Source organism: Enterorhabdus sp. P55 (genome assembly GCF_009911695.1).
Classification (GTDB): Bacteria; Actinomycetota; Coriobacteriia; order Coriobacteriales; family Eggerthellaceae; genus Enterorhabdus.
Map to the genome: position 1 here is coordinate 1 of NZ_QWKK01000018.1, position 21,196 is coordinate 21,196.

Annotated in this window: 20 protein-coding genes; 17 read left to right on the forward strand and 3 right to left on the reverse strand. The window is 70.0% G+C overall.

The features are described from left to right. Positions 1–145 precede the first annotated feature (145 nt). Positions 146–1,135: a hypothetical protein gene (locus D1643_RS03285; protein ID WP_160708608.1), complete on the reverse strand. Its 990-nt coding sequence runs from the start codon at positions 1,133–1,135 to the stop codon at positions 146–148. 586 nt (positions 1,136–1,721) lie between these two features. Between D1643_RS03285 and D1643_RS03290 the strand changes: the two genes are divergently transcribed. The 15 genes from D1643_RS03290 to D1643_RS03360 all read left to right on the forward strand — a co-directional run bounded on the left by D1643_RS03290 (position 1,722) and on the right by D1643_RS03360 (position 16,711). Further along, positions 1,722–2,525: a C40 family peptidase gene (locus tag D1643_RS03290; RefSeq protein ID WP_160708610.1), complete on the forward strand. Its 804-nt coding sequence runs from the start codon at positions 1,722–1,724 to the stop codon at positions 2,523–2,525. 458 nt (positions 2,526–2,983) lie between these two features. Then, positions 2,984–3,832: a ModD protein gene (gene modD / locus D1643_RS03295; protein ID WP_160708612.1), complete on the forward strand. Its 849-nt coding sequence runs from the start codon at positions 2,984–2,986 to the stop codon at positions 3,830–3,832. A 293-nt stretch (positions 3,833–4,125) separates the two neighbouring features. Then, positions 4,126–5,025, forward strand: a complete 900-nt coding sequence (gene modA, locus D1643_RS03300) for a molybdate ABC transporter substrate-binding protein (RefSeq protein ID WP_160708614.1) — start codon at positions 4,126–4,128, stop codon at positions 5,023–5,025. 93 nt (positions 5,026–5,118) lie between these two features. Further along, a complete protein-coding gene (modB, locus tag D1643_RS03305; protein WP_160708616.1) occupies positions 5,119–6,636 on the forward strand; it encodes a molybdate ABC transporter permease subunit in 1,518 nt (505 codons plus the stop codon). Further along, positions 6,633–7,745 (forward strand): sulfate/molybdate ABC transporter ATP-binding protein, encoded by a 1,113-nt coding sequence (locus tag D1643_RS03310; RefSeq protein ID WP_160708618.1) that lies wholly within the window; start codon positions 6,633–6,635, stop codon positions 7,743–7,745. Before modB ends, D1643_RS03310 begins: the two co-directional genes overlap by 4 nt. Positions 7,746–8,000: 255 nt before the next feature. After that, positions 8,001–9,002: a GTP 3',8-cyclase MoaA gene (gene moaA / locus D1643_RS03315; protein ID WP_160708620.1), complete on the forward strand. Its 1,002-nt coding sequence runs from the start codon at positions 8,001–8,003 to the stop codon at positions 9,000–9,002. 363 nt (positions 9,003–9,365) lie between these two features. Then, a complete protein-coding gene (gene moaC, locus D1643_RS03320) occupies positions 9,366–9,872 on the forward strand; it encodes a cyclic pyranopterin monophosphate synthase MoaC (RefSeq protein WP_160708622.1) in 507 nt (168 codons plus the stop codon). A 209-nt stretch (positions 9,873–10,081) separates the two neighbouring features. Then, positions 10,082–11,533 carry a pyruvate kinase gene (gene pyk / locus D1643_RS03325; protein WP_160708624.1) on the forward strand — a complete coding sequence of 484 codons (1,452 nt, stop codon included), beginning with the start codon at positions 10,082–10,084 and terminating at the stop codon, positions 11,531–11,533. Positions 11,534–11,618: 85 nt separating this feature from the next. Continuing rightward, positions 11,619–12,419: a YebC/PmpR family DNA-binding transcriptional regulator gene (locus tag D1643_RS03330; protein ID WP_160708626.1), complete on the forward strand. Its 801-nt coding sequence runs from the start codon at positions 11,619–11,621 to the stop codon at positions 12,417–12,419. 157 nt (positions 12,420–12,576) lie between these two features. After that, the gene (locus D1643_RS03335; protein WP_160708628.1) at positions 12,577–13,356 is read left to right on the forward strand and encodes a 4Fe-4S binding protein; all 780 of its coding nucleotides are present in this window, start codon (positions 12,577–12,579) and stop codon (positions 13,354–13,356) included. Positions 13,357–13,439: 83 nt separating this feature from the next. Further along, on the forward strand, positions 13,440–14,036 hold the full coding sequence (ruvC, locus tag D1643_RS03340; RefSeq protein WP_160708630.1) for a crossover junction endodeoxyribonuclease RuvC: 597 nt from the start codon (positions 13,440–13,442) through the stop codon (positions 14,034–14,036). Beyond that, entirely contained in the window at positions 14,033–14,626 is a 594-nt protein-coding gene (ruvA, locus tag D1643_RS03345; protein WP_160708632.1) for a Holliday junction branch migration protein RuvA, read from the forward strand. Before ruvC ends, ruvA begins: the two co-directional genes overlap by 4 nt. 9 nt (positions 14,627–14,635) lie before the next feature. Then, the gene (ruvB, locus tag D1643_RS03350) at positions 14,636–15,724 is read left to right on the forward strand and encodes a Holliday junction branch migration DNA helicase RuvB (RefSeq protein WP_160708634.1); all 1,089 of its coding nucleotides are present in this window, start codon (positions 14,636–14,638) and stop codon (positions 15,722–15,724) included. Between the two features lie 2 nt (positions 15,725–15,726). Continuing rightward, complete coding sequence (locus D1643_RS03355) at positions 15,727–16,140, forward strand: hypothetical protein (RefSeq protein WP_160708636.1); 414 nt, start codon at positions 15,727–15,729, stop codon at positions 16,138–16,140. Between the two features lie 367 nt (positions 16,141–16,507). Continuing rightward, positions 16,508–16,711, forward strand: a complete 204-nt coding sequence (locus D1643_RS03360; RefSeq protein ID WP_160708638.1) for a cold-shock protein — start codon at positions 16,508–16,510, stop codon at positions 16,709–16,711. 75 nt (positions 16,712–16,786) lie between these two features. Here D1643_RS03360 and queA read toward each other — a convergent pair whose 3' ends face one another. Both queA and D1643_RS03370 read right to left on the reverse strand, forming a co-directional pair. Then, positions 16,787–17,872 (reverse strand): tRNA preQ1(34) S-adenosylmethionine ribosyltransferase-isomerase QueA, encoded by a 1,086-nt coding sequence (gene queA / locus D1643_RS03365; protein WP_160708640.1) that lies wholly within the window; start codon positions 17,870–17,872, stop codon positions 16,787–16,789. 55 nt (positions 17,873–17,927) lie between these two features. Continuing rightward, positions 17,928–18,899, reverse strand: coding sequence for an epoxyqueuosine reductase QueH (locus D1643_RS03370; protein WP_236643347.1), 972 nt, complete (start codon positions 18,897–18,899; stop codon positions 17,928–17,930). 135 nt (positions 18,900–19,034) lie between these two features. Here D1643_RS03370 and D1643_RS03375 point away from each other — a divergent pair, with 135 nt between their 5' ends. Then, positions 19,035–19,934 (forward strand): HAD family hydrolase, encoded by a 900-nt coding sequence (locus D1643_RS03375; RefSeq protein ID WP_160708642.1) that lies wholly within the window; start codon positions 19,035–19,037, stop codon positions 19,932–19,934. Between the two features lie 5 nt (positions 19,935–19,939). Then, positions 19,940–21,085 (forward strand): tRNA guanosine(34) transglycosylase Tgt, encoded by a 1,146-nt coding sequence (gene tgt / locus D1643_RS03380; protein WP_160708644.1) that lies wholly within the window; start codon positions 19,940–19,942, stop codon positions 21,083–21,085. Positions 21,086–21,196 lie beyond the last annotated feature (111 nt).

Consider the following 21,196-nt stretch of genomic DNA (forward strand, 5'->3'; position numbering starts at 1 on the left):
TCGCCCCGGTTTAGGCCCGCGGCGCGCCGCCCCGCCGCCCGGCCCCAGCGTGCGCCGCCCCAGCCCGGCCTTGCCCCCGGCCCCGGCGCCTGCTGTAGCGCCTTTTTCCCGCCTCGGCCTACCCCTGTTCCCGGCGCCCCGCATCCTAGCGGCCGAATCGCACGAAGTGCTCCGGCGTTCCCGGCCTGAGCCCTGTGCCCAGGGCGTAGCGGCGCAGTTTCTCCTGCCGACGCTCGAAATCGGCGCAGCGGACCTGCCGTCGCACGCCGAGCTGACGGCGCAGAGTCGTTTCGAGCTGGCGGAACTGGCGGGGCCGATAGATCTGGTCGCGCGTGGCCGTGACCACCGTGATGCCCAGGGCGAGCAGCGCCGTGCGCCGGGCCGCATCGCTGTTGAGGCGGTCGGCTCCCGTGTGGCAGAGGTCGCTGTCATACTCGAGGGCCAGACGCGCCTGGGGCCAGAACAGGTCGCAGTCGTAGAAGTGCGCCGAGGTCGCCGCCCGGCCCCGGCGCCCGGGACTGATGCGCTGGTTCAGGGTCGGCCTCGGCAGCCCGAGTCCGCCGAGCCGCTGCGGCAGGCCCACCATGAGCGCGACGGCCGACTCCATGGGGGAGCGGGCATTCTCGCTCAGGTAGGGGAGCAGCGTGCGCAGCGGCTTGGCCCCGGGCACCCCGGCGCTCGCCTCGACGAGCGCGGAGAGGCGGCGAGTGCTGGTGAGCGGCTCGGCCTCGAAGAAGCCCGGTGGGTCCTGGCAGATGCGATAGCGGCCGCATAGCTCGTGGGCGAGCATCAGCAGGGCGAGGGGGTGAAGACTCGTGGCAAGGTGCAGGAGGGTGAGCTCAGGCCCCAGGCAACAGAGTCCTTCGAAGGGCTCGGCGAGTCGGCGCGGGGTGATCCTGGCCGACCAGGTGTGGAAGACGATCTCGTCGGTTGGGCGCGGGCGGCGGTGGTCGAGGGCGAGGACGTGGAGGGGTCGGGGGCACTGGTCGAAGAGGGGGTTCTCGCGCACACGGCTTGCGATCAGCGGGGCCGAGGGCACGGGTGCGTAGCGCTGGCCTGACGCAGGGACGGGCGCCTGCGTGGAAGACAGGCGGAGCAAAAACAGAGCCGTATGTTTACAAAAGACGATTTTCACGGAGGGATTCTAGGGGCTCGCCTTCCCAAACGCACGCTTTTTCGCCGGAAAACCCGCGCAATTTCAGGCAATCGGGGAAAACTGCACAGTTTTTTCGAGTTTGTGACGCTTTCGGGCTTCTGGAGGGTGGTTTTCCAGAAGAGGGGCTACCTCTGCTGCGGGGCTGCCGTTGGCGACCAGGGCTTTTCCAGGCGATAGACGTCTGGGTCGCTCCAAGGCTGTCGCAAAGTCGTCAAAACTGTGCAGTTTTTGCCAGCGATGGGCGAAAACCGAGCGAACCGGTCATGAATGAAGGAGTTGCGAAGCACCGGCGGCGAAGCTGTGGAGAGGGCGCCGGGGTGGTTGCGCGCCTGCGTTGCCCTGCCGTAACCTTCACGGAGCCGAAGGGTCACCGCCCCTCCTCCGCCGTTCCGAACTGTTGAACGCGCGGTCGCCGTCGAGCCGTACGGGCTTGTCGCGATCCTGCTCGCGCCGCCTTCGCGAGCCATGCGGTCACCCGAGTCGCTCCCGCCGGCCCTGCCCGGGAGACGGCATCAAGCTGCCCGCAAGGCGCGCTGGAAGCGCGGGCCCGTTCAAAGGAATCTCCTTGATTCAGCCTAACCTGACCTGCAAGGCCGCATCTCGCGATGCGGTGGCCTCGCACACCCTGATGGGCCCCGGCGGCAGTGCGACCGCCCCGCTCGGGCACGCTGCGGGCGCGTCTGCTCCGGCCACGGGCCGACCGGCCCTGCGCAGCCTCGCTGCTGCTGCCGGGCTCGCCTTGGCGCTCACGCTCGGCCTGGCCGCGGCTCCGGCGCCCGCCTTCGCCGACGAGCCTGCAATCGTCGAGGTCGTCCCTGGCCCCGAGGCCGCTCCTGACGTCCCAGATGACCCCGAGGGCGAGGGCTCTGATGCGGCTGACGACAACCGCGATGCCGCGTTCGGGCACGCCCTGGCCGCCCTCACCGCCACGGTCGTCAACGAGCAGTCCGCCCAGGAGATGGGCGCCTACACCGCGCACCTCGAGGCCATCGGCGTCGAGGCCGCCCGTGCGGCCAAGGTGGACGCGGTGCTCGCCGAGGCCCTGTCCCACCAGGGCGCTCCTTACTCCTACGGCGGCACCACGCCCCGTGGCTTCGACTGCTCCGGATTCACGTCGTATGTGTTCCGCACGGCGCTCGGCATCGAGCTGCCGCGCACGGCGGCGGCCCAGTCCGGCGTGGGCACCTCGGTCTCCCTGGACAGCCTCCTGCCGGGTGACCTGCTGTTCTGGGGCCGTGGCTCGGGCGTCTACCACGTGGCCGTCTACGTGGGCGACGGCAACTACGTTCACGCCGCCGGCCGCGGCAAGGGCGTGCGCGTCCAGTCGATGGAGTACTTTCACCCCACCTTCGCCAAGCGTCTGATCTGACGGCGCGCCTGCCTGCACGAGCAGCGAGACCGAGGGGCCGTCCCAACCGGGACGGCCCCTTTGCGTTTCGGACGGGGGGGGAGGACCAGCGGCGGCCTTGCCGGGAACAACGGGACAGGGGGGGGCGGCCCAGGGGGCCTGCCGAGAGCGGAAGCCCGGGGGAGGCGACGGCCCTGCCGGGAGCAACGGGGCAGGGGGGCGGCTCAGGGGGGCGGCCTGCCGAGAGCGGGAGCCCGATGGGCGACGGCCCTGTCGGGAGCGGCGGCCCAAGGGGGGGCGGCGGCCCAGGAAGGCTGTCGCGGGCAACGCCCCCCGGCCGCCGCCCGCCCCCCCTCCGCCGCATGCCCGTCACCCGGCACGGCCCTGCGTGCCCCCTATCACCCCGCCCCTCCTTTGCCAGCGCGCGCTCGATTCGCTACCCTGGTGACGAGAAAGGCCGCACCGCAGAAAGGAACGCCATGACCGTCCGCTTCTCCCGCGCGCGCATCGACGAGCTCATCGCCGAGGATGTGCCCTATATCGATTTGACCAGCACCGTCCTGGGCGTCGGGGACGCGCCGGGCCGCCTGGAGTACTTCACGCGCGAGGACTGCGTCGTGGCCGGCACCGACGTGGTGGCCGCCGAGGCCGCCGCCCTCGGACTTGCCGTCTCCCTCGTGCGCGCCCCCGGCGAGCGCGCCGCCGCCGGCGAGACGCTCATGGCCGCCACCGGCCCTGCGAGTGGGCTGCATCTCTTGTGGAAGGCGGGGCTCAACGTGCTCGACCACCTGTCGGCCGTGGCCACCAAGACGCGCGCCATGGTAGATGCCGCCCATGCGGCCAACCCGGCCTGCGAGGTGCTCACCACGCGCAAGTCGCTGCCCGGCGCCAAGGATCTGCTGACCGCGGCGGTCATGGCCGGCGGCGCGTTTCCGCACCGGCTCGGGCTCTCCGAGACGGTGCTCGTCTTCGACCACCACCTGGCGTTCACCGGCGGCTTCGACGCCTTCGTCGAGCAGCTGCCGGCCATTCGCCGCCGGTGCATCGAGAAGAAGCTGTTCGTGGAGGCCGATGCCGACCAGGCTCGCGTCCTGGCGCGCGCCGGCGTGGACGGCATCCAGCTCGACAAGGTGCCCGTCGATGAGCTGGCCGCCCTCGTCGCCGAGCTGCGCGGCATCGACGAGCGCCTCACCCTGGTGGCAGCCGGCGGCATCAACCCCGCCAACGCCGGCGCCTACGCCGCCACCGGCGTGGACGGCTTGGCCACCACGGCCCCCTTCAGCGCCGCCCCCCTCGACATGAGCGCTCGCATGATCCCGCTCGGGTAGGGCGAGCCTTCCCTGCCCGCCGACTTGGCGGCGCACGCCTTGCCCTCGCCTGGTGCCAGAGGGGCTCGCTGCCGCTTTTTCCGCGCCAGTTGCGGGCGAAAGGGAGGCGGCGGGCTCCAAAGGGCGCCTCGCCGCCGCGCTCGAGGCCGTCGGTCATCCGCCTTAATTATTCTCACCAAAATATAATTTTCTTTGACTCTATACTCATTGGAGAATAATATAGGCCTCAGACCGATCGCTCACCTGGCAGCTTAGGATTGCCGCAGGCGATAAAACCGGATGAAGGAGGCACCATGAGAAAGACGCGGATCGTGGCGGCGGCTGCTGCCCTGGCGCTCGCGGGGGCGCTGGCCCTCGCCGGCTGCTCGACTGGCGGCGCGGCGGACGAGAAGGACGGAGACGCCCAAGGCCAGCCGTCCGCCCAGCAGCCCGCCGAGCAGGTGGAGCTGCAGGTGTTCGCGGCCAACTCGCTCACCAAGGCCATGGCCGAGGCCCAGGCGCTCTACTCCGAGCAGAACCCCGGCGTCACCTTCGCCGACACGCAGTACGAGGCCTCGGGCACGCTCAACGAGATGCTCGGCGCCGGCCAGTACGCCGACGTGCTCATCTCCGCCTCCGCCGGCACCATGGACGCCGCGGTGGAGAGGGGCTACGTCGACGAGGCCACGCGCGAGACCCTGTTCCTCAACGACCTCGTGATCGTCACCAAGGAGGGCGGCCCGCTCGTGGGCAAGGACGTCACCTTGGCCGACATCGCCGGCGGCGCCTACACCGTCTCGATCGGCGATGAGGCCGTCCCTGCCGGCAACTACGCCTGCCAGGCGCTCACCACGGTAGGCGGCTACATCGAACCTGACGGCAAGACGGGCCCGGACGCCACGGGCAAGGGCGGCCAGTTCTCCGAGGTGCTCGCGCCTCTCGTCACGCTGGGCGCGAAGGTGGGCGATGTGTGCAAGTACGCCGAGACGGGGGACGTGGACCTCGCGCTCGTGTACAGCTCTGACGTGTACCGCATGGGCGGCGTGGAGATCGTCTCGGTGGTGCCGGGCGACACCCATAAGAAGATCCAGTATCCCGGCGCGGTGTGCAGCGGGTCTGAGCACGCTGAGGCGGCTCAGGCCTTCCTCGAGTGGTGCATGACCGACGAGGACTGCGCGAAGATCTGGCAGAAGTGGGGCTTCGAGCTGGCCTAGCCGAGGGGCTTACGGAATGATCCTCGTTCTGGAATAATACGGAGGACGGGTCGCGAGGGGCGTCCCGTCCTCCTTTTACGTGAAGGGACGTTCATGGAAAGACGCAGGGGAGCCCGCCTTCTGGCGGGAACGGGGGCGCTGCTCGCCGCGCTCGCGCTCGCGGTCGTGCTCGGGGGCGCTGGCTTCGCCCCAGGTGCGCCCGCGCCGGAGCGCGCCTGGGCCGACGAGCCCGCGGCTGCCGCCACGCCGGCGGAAGGCGCCGAGGCGCCCGGCCCGGTGGAGGTCTCAGCCGATGGCGACGCCGCACGCATGGAGGGCTGCGACTTCGCCGTAGCCGGCTTCTCCCGCATCCAGGTGGGCTCGAATCGCGCCGTTGACGGCGCCTATCGCGGCTATGCCTACCTGCTTGACGCGCCTGATCAGGTGACGGCCGTCAACACCGCCGGCTACGCGGTGGTCTACGTGCCCCGCGCCACGGCCGAGCGCTTCGGCATCGACGTGGACGACCCCGCCGACCAGGCCGTGCTGCGCGCCTTCCTCGTGCCGCTCGACGACGGCCAGGCCGCTGGCAACCTGCGCCTGTCCCAGCGCGAGGAATGGCACTTCACCGACGAGCCCGTCTTCGAGGTGGAGGGTGCGGTGTTCTCCTTCGACCAGGAGCTCAAGCCCGGGCGCTTCTACGTCACCATCGCCGGGCCCGAGGGGCAGGACGTGTCGGAGGCGGTGGATCCCGGCAACCTCGACGCCTGCGAGCTCGTAGACGCGCAGGAGGCGGTCATCGCCCAGGCGGGCGGCCCGGTCGATGAGCTGCGCGCCTTCCTGGACACCCTCGACTGGTCGCCTTTGTGGATCACCCTCAAGACGTCGGGCACCGCCATCCTCATCGTGTTCGTGCTCGGGCTCGCGGCAGCCTACCTCACCATGCGCATCTCAAGCCGTGCCCAGGATGTGCTCGACACCCTGTTCACCATCCCCATGGTGCTGCCGCCCACGGTGTGCGGCTTTCTGCTGCTCATGCTGCTGGGGCGCAACACGGCGCTCGGGCAGTTCTTCATCGACGTGGGCTTTCCGCTCGTGTTCAGCTGGCAGGCCACGGTGATCGCCGCGGTGGTGGTGGCCTTTCCGCTCATGTACCGCAGCGCGCGCGGGGCCTTTGAGAACCTCGACCCCAACATGCTGGACGCCGCCCGTACCCTAGGCTGGTCCAACGCACGCATCTTCTTCCGGCTCATGCTGCCGCTTGCGTGGTCATCCATCGCGGCGGGCACGGTGCTCGCCTTCGCCCGCGCCCTCGGCGAGTTCGGCTGCACGCTGTTCCTGGCCGGCAACCAGCTGGGATCCACGCGCACCATCCCCATCGCCATCTACTTCGAGTGGATGAACGGAAACCAGGCGGCCACCTGGTTCTGGACCATCACGCTCATCGTGTTCAGCTTCGTGGTCATCCTGTTCATCAACTTGTGGAGCCGCCATACCACCAAGTACCGGCGCGCCCCGCGCGCTGACGGCAAGTCGCCCAAGCCGCGCCGCAACGGCCGGCGCCCGAGCGCGGGCGACGCGCCGGCGGCCGAGGCGCTCGCGACGGCGGGCGAGGAAGGGGGCACGCGATGAGCCTGGAGGTGGACATCCGCAAGTCGTTCGGCGCGTTCACGCTTGACGTGGCCTTCTCGGCGGGGGACGAGGCGCTCGGGTTCCTCGGCGCGTCGGGCTGCGGCAAGAGCCTCACGCTGCGCTGCATCGCCGGCATCGAGACGCCGGACGAGGGGCGCATCGTGGTGAACGGGCGCGTGTTCTTCGACTCCGAGGCGCGGGTGAACCTGACGCCCCAGCAGCGCAAGACGGCGCTCCTGTTCCAGAACTACATGCTGTTTCCCAACCTCACCGTGGCGGGCAACGTCGCGGCGGGCATCGGGCGCGACGTGCCGCGCGCCGAGCGTGAACGCATCGTGAGCGAGGAGCTGGAGCGGTTCGGCCTGCGCGGGTTCGGCCAGCGCTACCCCTCGCAGCTCTCGGGCGGCCAGCAGCAGCGCGTGGCGCTCGCGCGCATGCTGGCCGCGCGGCCCGGCATCCTCATGCTCGACGAGCCGTTCAGCGCGCTCGACGCGCACCTGAAGGGCGTGCTCGAGCAGAACCTGACAAGCCTGTTCGACGCGTTCGGCGGCACCGTGCTCTACGTGAGCCACGACATCGACGAGGCGCTGCGGTTCTGCGACCGCATCGCGGTGGTGGAGGCAGGGCGGATCCTTGAGCTCGACACCGGCGACGATCTGGTCAACCGTCCCCAGTCCGAGGCGGCGCTCAAGCTCTCGGGCTGCAAGAACGCCACCCCGGCCGAGCGCGCGGGCGAGCACCGCGTGCGCCTGCCGAAGTGGGGCATCACGCTCGCGACCGCCCAGCCGGTGCCTGATGACGTGCGGTTCCTCGGCGTGCGCGCCCAGTACGTCGAGGCCGCGGACGGCCCCGGCCCCAACTGCTTCCGCGTGCGGGTGGATCGCGTGAGCGACGCGCGCTTCGAGCGCATGGCGCTGCTGGGCTTCGTCGACCGCGAGGAGGGCTCGCCTGCCGTCGAGGCCGCCCTCAACGAGATGACCTACCTGCACCAGCACCTGTTCTGGCGCGTGGCGAAGCCCGCCGGCGCCGCGGCGGCCGACCTGCCCCGGCGCGGCGATGAGCTGTGGGTGCGCATCCCCGCCGACCGCGTGTACCTGGTGACGCGCTAGGGGAGGGCTGCGGGCCGCCTCGCGCGGCACCGGTTCGCGACGGGCCGCCTCGCGCCGCGGGCGCCTTGGGGCGTGGGCGCGCGGCACCTGCCCCAAGTTGGGTCGCCGCCTTGCGCCGCGGCCGCCCCGTCGCGTCATTTCTTTGTACTCGGTCGTGTATAATACCGCCAGAAAACGAGGAGCGCCGCCTTCGGGGCGGCGGGCAGGCCGGGCCCCGTGCCCCGGTCGGCCGACGCGGAGAACGGAGGGTGCCCCATGAAGGACGCCCATGGCAGGACCATCGACTACCTGCGGCTGTCGCTGACCGACCGCTGCAACTTCCGCTGCATCTACTGCATGCCCGCTGACGGCGTGACGCAGATGAGCCACGACGACATACTCCGCATCGAGGAGATCGAGGAGCTCGTGCGCATCGCCGCGGGGCTCGGCATCAAGAACGTGCGCCTCACCGGCGGCGAGCCGCTCGTGCGCAAGGGGGTGGTGGGCCTCGTGCGCTCCATCTGCGCCATGCCCGGCATCGAGAACGTCTCCATGACCACCAACGGCGTGCTCTTGCCCCAGATGGTCGACGACCTGAAGGCGGCGGGTCTCTCGCGCGTGAACATCTCGCTCGACACGCTCGACGCCGAGCAGTTCCGCATGGTCACGCGCTGCGGCAACCTCGACGACGCGCTGGCCGGCATCGACGCGGCGCTTGCGGCCGGGCTCAACCCCGTGAAGGTGAACGCCGTCACGGTGAAGAGCCTCGACCAGGAATTCCTCGCCTTCGCGCGGCTCTCCATCGACCGGCCGCTCCACGTGCGCTTCATCGAGTACATGCCCGTGGGCGACTCGGCCGGCGTGGACGGCTGCGGCTGGGGCAAGAAGGACGTCATCCCCAGCGAGGAGCTGTTCGACCTCATCAACGAGCGGGCCGCGGCCGCCGGCCTGCCCGCGCTCGTGCCCGCCGGCGGCTCCAAGCCCGTGGGCTGGGGGCCGGCGCGCTACTTCCAGTTCCCCGGGGCGCAGGGCACGGTCGGCTTCATCTCGCCGCTGTCGCGCCACTTCTGCAGCGAGTGCAACCGCCTGCGCATGACGGCTGACGGCAAGATCCGCCCCTGCCTGTTCTCCGACGAGGAGTTCGACGTGCGCGCGGCCCTGCGCGACGGCGGCGAGGAGGCGGTGCGCGCCGTCCTCAGGGAGGCCCTCGGCGCCAAGCCCGACGAGCACCACGACAAGGTGGGCACCGAGCGCGGCATGTCCCAGATCGGGGGATAAGAAGGAAAAAGAGGAAAACGTAAACGCCGGTTTACAAGGTCATTCGCGGGCTGTGCTAGCATGGCCCGCGCCGGCGAAGTCCGATTGCGGGTGACGCCTCTTCTCGAAGGAGGTGGCGCCTATGAACATGGTTCTTGAAATCCTTTATGCCCTTGCCGCATTGGCAACCATAGCGGGGTTCGTGCTCATGCTGTGGAAGGAATATAAGCGATAACGGATGACGAAGGGAGAAAAAAAGTGACCGACGGGCATCGGTCACTTCATTCCTAGACCTGCGTCGCCCGCCCCCCGTTTCACCACGGACGGGCTTCGCCGGCGAACGCATTGTACCACGCTGCCATGAAGATTACGAGGAGAGAGACCATGACCGACCAGCAGCTGACCCACATCGACGAGCAGGGCGACGTGCGCATGGTGGACGTATCGCAGAAGGCCGACACCGAGCGCGTGGCCGTGGCCGAGGGCTTCATCGCCATGAACCCGGCCACCTTGGAGCTCATCACCACCGGCGCCGCCGCCAAGGGCGACGTGCTGGCCTGCGCGCGCGTGGCCGGCGTCATGGCCGCCAAGCGCACGAGCGAGCTCATCCCCATGTGCCACCCGCTCAACATCACCAAGGCGAAGGTGGAGTGCGCGGCGGTGGGCGCGGGCGAGCGGGCTGACGGGCGCGTGGGCATCCACGTGACCACCACCTGCGGCGTCACCGGCAAGACCGGTATCGAGATGGAGGCGCTTACGGCGGCGTCCGTGGCGTGCCTGACCGTCTACGACATGTGCAAGGCGGTGGACCGCGGCATGGAGATCATGGACGTGCGCCTGCTCAAGAAGGACGGCGGCAAGACGGGCCTGTGGCTGCGCGAGGAGGCCTAGGGCGCCAGCGGCGGGCTGCTCGCCCCGGCACCCGGGCCGTCCCGATCATGGCGGCGCCTGCCTGACACGCCCCGCGCGGCCTCGCGACGTGCCCAAGGTAACCAACCTGCTGCGTTTGGCCCCGCGGGGAAACCTGCGGGGCGCTTCTTGCTATGATGGCCCCAAGCGCGCCCGCCCGGGCGCGAGATGCCGTTGGGAAGGGGAGCGCCATGACCAAGCGCACGAAGATCATCTGCACCATGGGCCCGGCCGTGGACGACGAGGAGACGCTTTCCGCCCTCATCCGCGCCGGCATGGACGTGGCGCGGCTCAACTTCTCGCACGGCTCCCACGCCGAGCACGCGGAGCGCATCGAGCGCATCCGCCGCGTCCGCCAGGCGCTCGGCGCGCCGACGGCCGTCATGCTCGACACCAAGGGCCCCGAGATCCGCACGGGCCGGCTCGCCGGCGGCGCGCCGGTGCGCCTGGCCGCGGGAGACCCGCTCATCCTCACCGCCGACGAGGTGGAGGGCAACTCCTTTCGCGTGAGCCAGTCGGCGCCCGAGCTGCCGGGCTGCGTGGCGCCGGGCGACCTCGTCCTGCTCGACGACGGCCTCATCGGCCTTCGGGTCGAGTCGGTGGAGGGCCCCGACGTCTTCTGCACCGTGGAGAACGCGGGCGTCCTCGGCGAGCGCAAGTCGGTCAACGTGCCCGGCGTGTCCGTGCCGCTGCCTGCCGTGACCGACAAGGACCGCGCTGATCTGCTCTTCGGCATCGATCAGGGGGTGGACTACGTGGCCGCCTCCTTCATCCGCGACGGCGCCGGCGTGCGCGAGATTCGCGACTTCTTGGCCGCCAACGGGGGCGGCGACATCCGCGTCATCGCCAAGGTGGAGAACGCGGATGCCGTGCGCAACATCGACTCCATCATCCAGGAGGCCGACGGCGTGATGGTGGCTCGGGGAGACCTGGGCGTGGAGGTGCCCGAGCACAAGGTGCCGCACATCCAGAAGAAGATCATCCGCGCGTGCAACCGCGAGTCCAAGCCGGTCATCACGGCCACCCAGATGCTCGACTCGATGATCCGCAACCCGCGCCCCACCCGCGCGGAGGTGGCCGACGTGGCCAACGCCATCTACGACGGCACCGACTGCGTGATGCTCTCGGGCGAGACGGCCATGGGGAAGTATCCGATCGAGGCCGTGCGCACCATGGTCGAGATAGCCGAGGAGACCGAGCCGCGTCTGTTCGACGAGCGCTTTCCCGACCGCGAGCGCACCCATGCCCGCGTGTCGATGGCCGTGGGCCTGGCCGCCGTGCAGACGGCTGAGACGCTCGGCGCCGCCTGCATCGTGGCGCCCACCATGTCCGGGCGCACGGCGCGCCTCATCTCCAACCTGCGCCCGCGCATGCCCATCTACGCGGTGACGCCGTCTCCGCGCGTCATGCGGCAGATGCAGCTCTCCTGGGGCGTGACGCCCCTGCATGACGACGTGCACGGCGACATGCGCCAGGTCATCGACCAGGCGCGCGTGGCCATCATGGAGCGCGGCTTCGTGGCCCCGGGCGACCTGGCGGTGTTCACCGCGGGCGATCCTGATACGAGCCCCGAGGAGCTCCTCGGCAGCGCCTATCACGGCACCACCCCCACCAACGTGATGTACGTCGTCCAGATCCGCTAGGCGTGCTTCCTGAGAAAAACCGTCCCGGCTGCCTGGCCTGTGCTAATATAGACGGCTGGAATCTACCCCTTCGGAAGGATCGTATATGTCAGGGCATTCAAAATGGGCAACCACCAAGCACCGCAAGGCCGCGCAGGACGCTAAGCGCTCGGCCCTCTTCTCCAAGCTGTCGCGCAACATCACCGTGGCGGCGAAGGAGGGCGGCGACCCCAACCCCGACAACAACGCCTCGCTGGCCGCCGCCATCGAGAAGGCCAAGGGCTACTCTCTGCCCAAGGACAAGATCAAGACGGCCATCGACAAGGCTTTCGGAAGCGGCAAGGACGCCGCCAACTACGAGACGGTCGTCTATGAGGGCTACGGCCCGGCTGGCGTCGCGGTGTACTGCGAGGCGCTGACCGACAACCGCAACCGCACCGCCGCCGACGTGCGCAGCGCCTTCTCCCACGCGGGCGGCAGCCTGGGCACCTCCGGCTCCGTGGCGTTCCAGTTCGAGCGCAAGGGCCAGATCGTCGTCCCCAAGCAGGTGGAGACCGGCGACAAGAAGAACCCCATCGGCCCCAACGGCGCCGCGGCCGACGAGGAGGAGTTCATGCTCGCCGTGGCCGAGGCCGGCGGCGATGACTACGAGGACGCCGAGGACGAGTGGATCGTCTACACCGTCCCCACCGACCTCATGGCCGTCAAGAAGGCCCTCGAGGAGCAGGGCATCGAGACCAAGGGCGCCGAGATGACCATGGAGCCCACCACTCCCACCGCCGTCTCCGTGTCCGACGCCAAGAAGGTCATGCGCCTTATCGACAAGCTCGAGGAGCTCGAGGACCTGCAGAGCGTCTACCACACCATGGACATCACCGACGAGATCGCCGCGGCGCTCGACGAGTAGCCCGCCTGGTATTCGCGGGACGTATCGGCGCCCGGGGCCTGTGCCCCGGGCGCCGTGCTTTTCCGGCGCGCCGCCTGGCTGCCTGGCGAGGCCGGGCGTACAATGGGGAAACCGGAGAAGACGAGGGCGGCGCAGGCCGCCCGGGAGGGAGGGATCCATGGAGGGGAAGCTCGCGGTCATCTACTTCAGCCCCACGCACACGAGCCGCACCACGGCGCTCGCCGTGGCCGAGGGCATGGCCGAGCTGGGCGCCGAGGCGCTCGACATCGACCTGACCAAGCCGGAGGCCCGCGCGGACTTCAGCCTGGAGCTGGCGGAGGGGGACGTGGCCGTGATCGGCTATCCCGTCTACGCTGGCCGCGTGCCCCGCGTGCTGGCCGAGCTGCTGGCGAACGTCAAGGGCGGTGGCGCGGCCGCCGTGCCGGTGGCCGTCTACGGCAACCGTGACTTCGACGACGCGCTCGTGGAGATGGCCGACCTCCTGGATGATGCGGGCTTCGCGGTGGTCGCGGCGGGCGCCTTCGTCGGCGAGCACTCGTTCTCGCGCCTCGTGGGCACCGACCGCCCCGATGCGGCCGATGTGGAGGCCGCCGTGGCCTTCGGCGCGGCAGTGGCGGCCAAGCTGGGCGCTGGCGAGCGGTCGGCGCCCGAGCTGCGCGGCAACCGCCCCTACACCGAGTACCGGGCCGACCTGCCCTTCACGCCCGCTACCACCGACGCTTGCACCGACTGCGGCGTCTGCGCGCACGTGTGCCCCATGGCTGCCATCGACCCGGTGGACGTACGACGCGTGGACGAGCGCTGCATCAGCTGCTGCGCCTGCGTGAAGGCGTGCCCGGAAGCCGCCAAGACCTATGCGGACACCCCCATCGACGGCATGGCCCACCTGCTCCAGGAGAACTGCGCCGTGCGTCGGGAGCCCGAGACGTTCCTGTGATTTCCCGGGGAATCCCCCTTGCATCAAACAAACATATGTTCTATCATAGGGCCCGCTTATTCGGAAGAGGAAGGCGGGCCCTCGTGTCACGGACCCAGCGCATCATACTCGGCATCGACCCTGGCCTGGCCCACACGGGCTGGGGGGTGGTGTCCCAGGACGGCCCTCGGCTGGCCTGCGTGGCCTACGGCTGCGTGACCACGTCTGCGGCCGATGCGCTGAGCCGGCGGCTGCTGAAGGTGCACGACCAGATCGGCGCCGTGGTGCGCCGGTTCCGCCCCACCTGCGTCGGCATCGAGACGGTGTGGTTCGGCACCAACGTCACCGCCGCCTTCGGCACGGGCCAGGCCCGCGGGGCGGCGCTCGTGGCCTGCGCGGAGGGCGGGCTTGAGGTGGGGGAGTTCTCGCCCAGCCAGATCAAGCTCGCCATTGTGGGCACCGGCGCGGCCGAGAAGGAGCAGGTTCAGTACATGGTAGGCCAGCTGCTGCGGCTGCCCGAGCCGCCCTCGCCCGATCACGCGGCCGACGCCTTGGCGGCGGCCATCTGCTACAGCACTCACGAGGGCTTCGCCCGTGCCGCCGCGCGCTACGACCAGGCGGTCGCGGCAGCCGTCGCGGCCGACGATGCCGGCAGGCGGCAGGCGGCCGCCCTGCGGGAAAGGGAGGAGGCACGGTCATGATCGCGTTTCTCAGGGGAGCGCTGGCGGCGAAGTCCGCCCAGGGCGTGGTGGTGGACGTCGGGGGCGTCGGCTACGGCGTCGCCTTGTCCCAGGCGAGCCTCTCCAGGTTGCCGGGCCTCGGCGAGGAGGTGAGCATCCTCACCTACCTCCAGGTGTCCGAGAGCGGCATCGCCCTCTACGGCTTTCTCTCCGAGGAGGAGAAGGCCCTGTTCGAGCGCCTCATCGCGGTGTCGGGCGTGGGGCCTAAGGTGGCGCTCGCGGCGCTCTCCACGTTCTCGGCGGGCGCGCTTGCCGATGCCATAGCCTCGCAGGACGTGGCCCTCGTGCAGAAGATCCCCGGCGTGGGGAAGAAGACGGCCCAGCGCATCATCCTCGAGCTTAAGGGCTCGCTCGACCAGGGGATCGAAGGACTCTTCGGCCGCTCGGAGGATCCGGCTGCGATCATCGACGAGCGCCTCAAGGGCGCTACCGAGGCGCTGCTCTCCATGGGCTTCACCTCCGCCGAGGCCGAGCTGGCCCTCAAGGGCGCCCCCGAGGGCGCCACCGAGGCCGCCCTGCTACAATATGCCCTCAAGCGTCTGGGAAGCTGATAGGTTGCCATGGGATCTGACATCGAGATAGAGGGCCTTGTGTTCGAGGCGGGTGACGACGACCGGGACGCCCTGGCGGGGCGCCTGGCCGCGCGCGAGCGCGCCGTCAGCGCCGATTTGATCGAGGACGATCTTGCCCTCGATCGCTCGCTGCGCCCCAAGCGCCTGGGCGACTACCTCGGCCAGGCCAAGGTGAAGGAGTCCCTCGCCATCCTCATCGAGGCGGCCCGCGGCCGCGGGGACGTGGTGGATCACATCCTGTTCTCGGGCCCGCCGGGCCTGGGCAAGACCACGCTCGCGCAGGTGGTGGCCAACGAGGTGGGGGCCTCCATCCGCACCACGAGCGGCCCGGCCATCGAGCGCACGGGCGACCTGGCCGCCATCCTCACCAACCTGGAGGAAGGCGACGTCCTGTTCATCGACGAGATCCACCGTCTCAACCGCATGGTGGAGGAGGTGCTCTACCCGGCGCTCGAGGACTTCGCGCTCGACATCGTGGTAGGCAAGGGACCGGCCGCGCGCTCCATCCGACTCGACATCCCCCGCTTCACGCTCATCGGGGCCACCACGCGCACGGGGCTGCTCACCGGGCCTTTGCGCGACCGCTTCGGCATCGCCTTCCGGCTGGCCTACTACACGCCCGAGGAGCTGGCCTCTATCGTGCGCCGCTCGGCCTCCATCCTAGGGGTGGACATAGAGGAGGAGGGCGCGCTCGAGATAGCCCGCCGCAGCCGCGGCACGCCGCGCTTGGCCAACCGCCTGCTCAAGCGCGTGCGCGACTGGGCGCAGGTGCGCGGGGACGGCGCCATCACCGAGGACGTGGCCGCTCAGGCGCTGTCGTTCTTCGAGGTGGACGACTTGGGTCTCGACGCGGTGGACAATCGCATCCTCGAGCTGCTCTGCGTGCAGTTCTCGGGCCGCCCCGTGGGCCTCACCACGCTTTCGTCGGCCCTGTCGGAGGATCCGGACTCGGTGGAGGACGTCTACGAGCCCTACCTCATGCAGCAGGGGCTCATGGTGCGCACCCCCAAGGGGCGTCAGGCTACGGCGCGCGCTTGGGAGCATCTGGGCCTCATTGCCCCCGAGGGGGTGGCCTAGCCGTGTTCGAGCAGGATTACCTCATGCGGCTGCTGGCCGAGTTCGCCGCGGCCATCCGGCGCTCCATGGAGCGGGCAACCGGGCTGCGCGACCCGCGCGGGGCGGCAGCCATGCTCGAGGCCGCGGTAGGCGAGGCGGTGGAGATGGACGGAGAGGTGCTGCTCGCGCTGGCGCCGGAGTCCATCGCGTCGGTGCTTACGGTGACGGGGGTCGACCCGCACGTGACCGAGTACCTCGCGCGCAGCCTCATGCTCGCGTCGCGCTACCGGGCCGAGGCGGGGGAGGCGGACCTCGCGGCCCTGCGGGAGGCGCAGGCGCGGGCCATCGCCGATGCCTGGGGCCACGACCTCGGCGTCGACCCGGCCGCGCCCTCCTCCATGGAGGCCTTCCTCGCCCGAACCACCGCCTTCTGCTAGCATCCTCGCCTGCGGCCGAGGCGGCGCTGCTGGGGCCTGTCGCGTGCCCACCGACAGCACGTTCGGCACGGGATCATCTCTTTGTTTTCCTAAGTATTCACTGCGATGATCTTTGAAGTTAGCTTTAAGTAAAAGGCCAGTTCAGCAGAGGAAAATCAGCTTCTTTGCCCCCGTTTTCCCGAGAGGGGCACGCCCTTTTCTTACAGTTTGGAAAAAAAGCGTTCGCTGAGCGGAATCCTCACCGCGAACCGCATTGAAAAGGCGTATAGTAAAGCCCGTGCTTTCAAAATGAAAGCGGGCAGGTCATCATTTTGAGGGTCTGTATGGCTACTCCCCAATGCAAGAGGGGAGAGAAAAGAGGATTAACATGGCGGAAGGTACTGTTAAGTGGTTTAACCCGGAGAAGGGCTACGGCTTCATCTCTCAGAGCGACGGCGAGGATCTCTTCGTCCACTTCTCCGAGATCAAGATGGACGGCTTCAAGACGCTCGACGAGGGCGCTGCCGTCTCCTTTGACGTGACCACTGGTCAGAACGGCAAGCTGCAGGCCAGCAACGTCGTGCGTCTGTAAAAAGTCGCGTCGTTTTACCCAAACGCTCAAGGGGCTCCCGCACGGGAGCCCCTTTTGTTCTGCCGGGAAGGCGAGCTAGCGGATGAGCATGGCGTCGCCGAAGGAGAGGAGGCGATAGCGCTCCTCCACGGCATGGGCGTAGGCGGCGAGGATGCGCTCGCGGGACGAGAAAGCCGATACGAGCATCATGAGGGTGGATTTGGGCACGTGGAAGTTGGTGACGAGGCCGTCCACCACGTGGAACTCATAGCCAGGCAGGATGTAGAGCGAGGTGGCCTCGCGCTCACGCGGCCGCAGGGCGCCGGCCTCGGCGTTCCAGGCGCTCTCGAGGGAGCGCACCGACGTGGTGCCCACGGCGAACACGCGGCCCCCGCGCTCGTGGCAGCGCTCCACCGCCTCCACCGTGGCCGGCGGCACCGTGTAGAACTCGGTGTGGATGGCGTGGTCGGCCGGGTCGTCCTCGTCCACCACGCGGAAGGTGTCAAGCCCCACCTCCAGCTCGACGGTGGCCCACTCGACGCCCTGGGCCTTGAGGGCCTCGATCAGCCCCGGGGTGAAGTGGAGCCCTGCCGTGGGGGCGGCCGCCGAGCTCTCGCGACGGGAGTAGACGGTCTGGTAGAGCTCCTCGTCGCCGGCGTAGTCGCGGATGTAGGGCGGCAGGGGCGTGTGGCCCACGGCGTGGAGCGCCTCGTCGAGGGAGGCGAGCGGGGTGGAGAGCCGCGCGACGCGCTCGCCCTTCTGGCCCCCCGGGGCCCAGTCGATGATCTCGGCCGAGAGCGCCACCTGCCCTCCGGCGTCGGTGAAGTCAACCACCGCGCCGCTGCCCGGCTTCAGGCGCTTGCCCGGGCGCACGAGCACCTCCCAGAAGGCCACGCGGTTGGTGCGCGGCTCGGGGCCTCCCGTCTCGCGGAGCAGGAACACCTCGGCCGCCCCGCCCGTGCCGCGCTTGGCTCCCAGCAGGCGCGCAGGCATGACGCGGGTCTCGTTGGCCACCAGCACATCGCCCGGGCGCAGGTAGTCGGCGATGTCGCAGAAGACGCGGTCCTCAAGGGCGCCGGTGGCGCGATCCATCACGAGCAGGCGGCACCGGTCGCGCACGGCGGCGGGCTCCTGGGCGATGAGCTCCTCGGGCAGGTCGTAGTCGAAGTCGGCGGTTCTCATGGGGTTCCTTCCTCGGTTAGCGGAACGGGGCGGCGCCGGGATGCGGCGCGCGGGGTCAGCGGGCGTCGGGCTTGGCGGGATCGTCACCGGATGCCGCGCCGCCCTGGGCGCGCAGGGCCTTGAGTGCCGCGCGCTGACGGGCCCGCTTGGCGGCGTAGGCCTCCTTCTCGGCGCGACGCGCGGCCCGCTGCTCCTCGGCGGCCGCATGCTCGGCGGCATGGGCGTCGCGCTCGGCTGCTCGCTTTGCGGCGCGGGCGGCCTTGCGCAGGGCTCGCTCGGCGGCGGCCTCCTCGTCGGAGAAGCGGCAGCCGCAGTAGTTCTGGCGGTAGAGGCCCTCTTCGCGCGAGCGGCGCGTGGCCTCGTCGTAGTAGGGGCGCCAGTCATCGAAGCGCGCGGCGATGCCGGCGCGGGCGCAGGCGCGCGCAAGCTCCTCGTGGATGACGGCGGTGTACTGGTAGGGGCTCACCGAGAGCGTCGTCCCCAGCGCGTCGAAGCCGTGGGCTGCCGCATAGGCCGCCGCCTCCTCGAAGCGCAGGCGGTAGCAGGCCCGGCAGCGCGCCTGGCGCGCCCGCTCGGCCGCATCGGCGCCGGCGTCACGCGCGTCCGTCTCGGAGGCGCCTCCCGCCTCGCCGGCACCGTCCGCGCTGGCGGCGCCCGGCTTCCCGTCGGCATCGATCGTCGCGCGTCGTGCGGTTTCGGGGCCCTCGTTTCCCGGACGTGCCGGCTGCGCCTCGTGGACGATGACGCCGAAGCGCTCCCGCGCCGCGTCCCCCACGCGCCCGACCGCGTCCTCCCAGGACGCCGGGTCGTAGGGGGCCTCGACTACCGCGAGCCCTTGGCGCGCGGCCCAGCCGGCCAGGGCGTCACGACGCCGGGCGTACTCGTCAGCTGGGTGGATGTTGGAGTTGGCGTAGAAGACGACGGGCTCGACGCCCTCCTCGCGCAGGATGCGCACCGGCTCGAGCGAGCAGGGGCCGCAGCAGGCGTGGAGTAGCGTTTTCGTCGGTTTTGCGGATGCGTTCGTCATGGGCGCTATACTACCATGACGCTCGCGAGCCCGCCCGCGCGCCCACCGCGCGAGGCATCCGCCCGCCGCGCGACCTCACGTCACGCCTTCGCGTGCCGCGCCGACTGACCGACCGCTACCTCCCCAGGAGGAACCATGCCCGAGACCCCCCGTGCCTACCGCGCCATCTGCTTCGATTTGGACGGCACGCTCCTTCCCATGGACATCGACGAGTTCATGAACGCCTACTTCAGCCGCCTCACCCGCTTCGTCGTGGAGCGCGGCCTCGACGGCGAGACCTTCGCCGTCGGCCTGAAGGCGGGTACTCGCGCCATGGCCGTCCACGACGACGACCGCACCAACGCCCAGGCCTTCTGGGATGAGTTCCTCACCCACGTCGATCCCGACGCCGCCGACTGGGAAGAGCTGCTCTCCGCGTTCTACGAAGGCGACTTCGCGCACATCGGCGATGGCTTCGCGGGCAATCCCGCAGCCGGGCGCGTGCTGGCGACGCTGCGCGAGAAGGGCTATCCGCTCGTGCTCACCACCATGCCCATGTTCCCGCGTCGCGCGGTGGAGCACCGCCTGGAGTGGGCCGGCGCCGACCCGTCTGCCTTCGAGCGCATCACGAGCTACGAGAACTCGAAGTCGGTCAAGCCGCGCCAGACCTACTATGCCGAGAACCTGGCCGCGATGGGCGTGGCCGGCGCCGACGTGCTCATGGTGGGCAACAACACCGTGGAGGACCTCGCCTTCCTCGACCTGGGCGTGGACGCCTACCTGGTGACCGACTGCCTGCTCGACCCGGTGGGCTATGACCTGGACACCGTGCGCCACGGCAGCCTGGCCGAGTTCGAGCAGTGGGCGGCTGCGCTGCCGCCCTGCGCGAGGCCGGCCGGCCCCATCGAGCGCGGCCCGATCGCCCACGAGGCGATGGAGGAGGCCTTCGCCGCCAACGCGGTGGGCGAGATCGACCGCGCGGCCGCGACGGCCAAGGCGGCGGCCGTGGCCGAGGACGCCACGTCCCACGGTGGCCTCGACGTGCAGGGGGCGTGATCGCCATGGCCCTCTTCGACTGCTCCTGCGACGCCACGAGCGGGCATGCCCGCGCCCTCACCTACGAGACGGCCCACGGCTCCTTTCGCACCCCCCTGTTCATGCCCGTGGGCACGTCGGCCACGGTCAAGGGCGTCATGCCCTCCCAGCTGCGCGACCTGGGCGCCCAGGTGGTGCTCGCCAACACCTACCACCTCTCCCAGCGCCCCGGCGCCGAGCTCGTGGCGGCGGCTGGCGGCATCCACTCCTTCATGGCCTACGACGGCCCCATGCTCACCGACTCGGGCGGCTTCCAGATCTTCTCGCTGGCCGACACGCGCAAGCTCGACGACGACGGCGTGAGCTTCCGCTCCATCTACGACGGGGCGAAGGTGCGTTGGACGCCGGAGGGCAACATGCGTATCCAGGAGCTCATCGGCGCGGACATCGCCATGCAGCTCGACCAGTGCCCGCCCTACCCGGCTACACGTGAGTTCGTGGCCCGCGCCGTGGATCTCTCGAGCGCCTGGGCGGCCCGCTGCCTGGCGGCCCACCAGCGGCCCGACCAGACGCTCTTCGGCATCGTCCAGGGCGGCATGCACCTCGACCTGCGGCTCGAGTCGGTGCGCCGCCTGCGCGCCATCGAGGAGGAGTCCCTTGCCGCGGGCGGGCGCCGCTTCGGGGGCTTTGGCATCGGCGGCTACTCGGTGGGCGAGGAGCACGACGTGATGTTCGAGACGCTAGGCGAGGTGGCCCGGGCGCTGCCGGAGGACCGGCCGCGCTACCTCATGGGCGTGGGCAACCCCACCACCCTCGTGCGCGCCGTGCGCGAGGGCGTCGACCTGTTCGACTGCGTGCTGCCTACCCGCACGGCCCGCATGGGCACGGCGTTCTCCAGCACGGGGCGCATGAACCTGCGCAACGCCAAGTACAAGGCCGACTTCGGCCCGCTCGACCCTGCGTGCACCTGCCCCACCTGCCAGACCCACTCGCGCGCCTACCTGCGCCACCTCGTCAAGCAGGACGAGATGCTCGGCGCCATCCTGCTGTCGGTGCACAACCTGCACTTCCTCATCGACCTCATGGCCCGCGCGCGTGAGGCCGTGCTGGCCGGCGCCTACGAGGAGTTCTACGCCGCGTGGATGGCCGGTCCCGGCGTGAAGGACTACTAGGACGCCGCCCGCGTGCCGAAACGGTGCACTTTTCACGACTTTGCGACAGCTCGGCCGGGCCAGAAGAGGTCGTCCGCGCGTTCGTATCGGAAATTCGGTTGTTCGCCCATC